Genomic DNA, 2,061 nt, shown 5'->3' with positions numbered 1-2,061 from the left:
GCGCCGCGCCCCTCCCTGCCGGCGCGGCCGGAGACCGGCCCCGGCCAGGACGACCCGGCCAGCCTGCTCGACGCCATGGCCGAGGCGCTCGCCGCCCGCTCCATGCCCGGCTACCAGGCGCCCAGCACGGGCCCCGGCGCCGGCCGCCACGTCGAATTCATGGGCTGGCGCCCCTCCGACATGATGGGCGAACTGCTCCGTGCCCGGGGCGAGCGGAACATCCCCCGCAACCCGACCATCCTGGCCGAGCGCGCCTTCCACACCACCAGCGACTTCCCCGCGCTGCTCTCGGCCGCGGCCAACAAGATGCTGCTCGCGGCCTATGCCCCGGCGCAGCCGACCTATCGCACGCTGTTCCTCCGCCGCGATTTTCGGGACTTCAAGCCGCACCGCCACCTGCGCGTGGGGGATTTCCCCAACCTCGTGGCGCTGTCCGAGAACGGCGAGATCCAGGCCGGCACCATGTCGGAAAGCCAGGAGCTGGTGTTCCTGCAGACCTTCGCGCGCCGCATCCGTGTGACGCGGCAGATGCTGGTCAACGACGACCTCGGCGCCTTCACCGACTTCGCCTCCATGATCGGCCGGCGCGTGGCCGATTTCGAGAACGCGACGGCCTATGCGCTGGTGAACAGTGCCAACGGCGATGGCCCGACGCTCATCACCGGCAATGCCGCGGTCTTCGGGACGGCCGCGGCCCGCGCCAACAAGGCCGGCGCCGGCACGCTGCTCGACCTGCCGAACCTGGCGCTCGGCCGTGCCGCCGTGATGCGGCAGCGGACGCTCGACGGCCTGCCCATCGCGGTGGGCGCGCAGATGCGCCTGCTGGTCGGGCCGAACCAGGAGCTCGCGGCGCGGCAGCTGACGGTTAGCGTCGCCGCGACGCAGACCTCGAACGCGAACGTCTATGCCGGCTTCGTGCAGCCGCTGGTCGAGCCGCTGATCCCCGCCAACCGCTGGTACCTGTTCTCGGATCCCTTCGCCGCACCGGTCTACGTCTACGGCTACCTGAACGGCGCCGAGGGGCCGCAGGTCACCACGGGCAATGTCCAGGGCGTGGACGGCGTCGAGGTGTCGGTGATCTTCGACTTCGGCGTCGGCGCCATCGACTGGCGCGGCGCCTGGTTCAATCCGGGCACCTGATCCCGGCTCCTACCGTCCATCATGAACCCATGCAGAGGGCGTCCTTCGGGACGCCTTCTGCGTTTCTGGAGACCCCAATCCCATGCGCAACTACGTCCAGCCGGGCAACAGCCTGGCCATCGCCGTCCCCTATGCGGGTGGCATCCTCTCCGGCCAGGGCGTCCTGGTCGGCGCGCTGTTCGGCGTCGCCGCCGTCGATGGCGCGCAGAACGCCGTCATCGAGGCCGCCACCCAGGGCGTGTTCGACATCACCAAGGAGCCGGCACTCGCCATCACCGCCGGCGCCCGCGTCTTCTGGGACAACACCAACCGGCGCATCACCACCACGGCGACCGGCAACTTCCAGGTCGGCATCGCCAGCCTGGCCGCACTCGCCGCGGACACCACCGTCCGGGTTTGGCTCAATCGCGTGCCGGCGATCGGCACGTGAGTATCGATCCCAAGGCCACCCGGGGCTATCGCAACCGCAATCCGGGCAACATCGAGCACGTCCCCGCTAACAAATGGCAGGGGCTGGCCGATCCGCCTTCGGATGGGCGGTTCTGCCGCTTCACCAGCCATGAGTTCGGCATTCGCGCGCTGGCGGCGCTGCTGGTCACTTACCAGGACCGACACAAGCTGCGCACACCGCGCGCCATCATCGAGCGCTGGGCGCCCAAGGTGGAGAACGACACCGCCGCGTACATCGCTGTGGTCGCGCGGCGGATCGGCGTCGGGCCGGATGATGCGATCGACCTCCACAGCCACGCGCATCTGCGCCCGCTGGTCGAGGCGATCATCCACCACGAATGCGCGGGGCTGGCCTATCCGGCCGCGGTGATCGACCGCGCGCTCACCCTGGCCGGGGTGCCGCCTGCGCCGCCGGCGACCCTGCGGGCTGTCTCTTGATCACATCTACGCACAGCTCCACCGTAAGGCGAA

At 70.2% G+C, this 2,061-nt stretch carries 2 protein-coding genes and 1 pseudogene; all 3 read left to right on the top strand.

Annotated elements, in window-relative coordinates; genetic code table 11:
• Nucleotides 1–1,140, top strand: a pseudogene (locus tag ROTAS13_RS23540) (terminase); the annotation flags it as partial.
• Nucleotides 1,141–1,222: 82 nt separating this feature from the next.
• Complete coding sequence (locus ROTAS13_RS23535; RefSeq protein WP_075823584.1) at nucleotides 1,223–1,570, top strand: DUF2190 family protein; 348 nt, start codon at nucleotides 1,223–1,225, stop codon at nucleotides 1,568–1,570.
• On the top strand, nucleotides 1,567–2,028 hold the full coding sequence (locus tag ROTAS13_RS23530; RefSeq protein ID WP_253187753.1) for a structural protein: 462 nt from the start codon (nucleotides 1,567–1,569) through the stop codon (nucleotides 2,026–2,028). The genes ROTAS13_RS23535 and ROTAS13_RS23530 overlap by 4 nt, the downstream gene beginning before the upstream one ends.
• Nucleotides 2,029–2,061: the final 33 nt, after the last annotated feature.

Source organism: Roseomonas sp. TAS13 (genome assembly GCF_001950415.1).
GTDB lineage: Bacteria > Pseudomonadota > Alphaproteobacteria > Acetobacterales > Acetobacteraceae > Roseomonas > Roseomonas mucosa.
Note: the sequence above shows the minus strand (reverse complement) of the source record. Positions and strands in the feature narration are given on the sequence as shown.

Bases quoted from the DNA above. Each gene is read 5' to 3' on its own strand.
- ROTAS13_RS23535 (WP_075823584.1), top strand. From the start codon at position 1,223: ATGCGCAACTACGTCCAGCCGGGCAACAGCCTGGCCATCGCCGTCCCC.